At 70.5% G+C, this 448-nt stretch carries 1 protein-coding gene; it reads left to right on the plus strand.

Going from position 1 to position 448, the window contains the following annotated elements:
* Positions 1-448: methylmalonyl-CoA mutase family protein (locus ASF38_RS18735; protein WP_235497379.1), on the plus strand; the 448-nt coding region annotated here is incomplete at both ends.

The raw sequence follows: 448 nt of genomic DNA on the forward strand, positions 1-448 counted from the left end.
GGCGCGCATGTTCGCCGGCGAGGGCGACCCGTTCCGCACCAACCGTCGCTTCAAGCTGCTGAGCGAGGACGGCGACGCCACCCGCCTGTCCACCGCCTTCGACTCGGTCACGCTGTACGGCCGCGACCCCGACCCGCGGCCCGACGTCTACGGCAAGGTCGGCACGTCGGGCGTCTCCGTGGCGACGCTCGACGACATGGAGGCGCTCTACGACGGCTTCGACCTCGTCTCGCCGTCCACGTCGGTCTCGATGACCATCAACGGTCCGGCGCCCACGGTGCTGGCCTTCTTCCTCAACACCGTCGTCGACCAGCAGGTCGCCCGCTTCCGGGAGAAGGAGGGCCGCGCGCCCTCCGAGGCCGAGCACGCCGAGCTGCGCTCGTACGCCCTCAAGAACGTCCGCGGCACCGTGCAGGCCGACATCCTCAAGGAGGACCAGGGCCAGAAC

Origin of the sequence: Aeromicrobium sp. Leaf272, from assembly GCF_001422865.1 — a bacterium.
Classification (GTDB): Bacteria; Actinomycetota; Actinomycetes; order Propionibacteriales; family Nocardioidaceae; genus Aeromicrobium.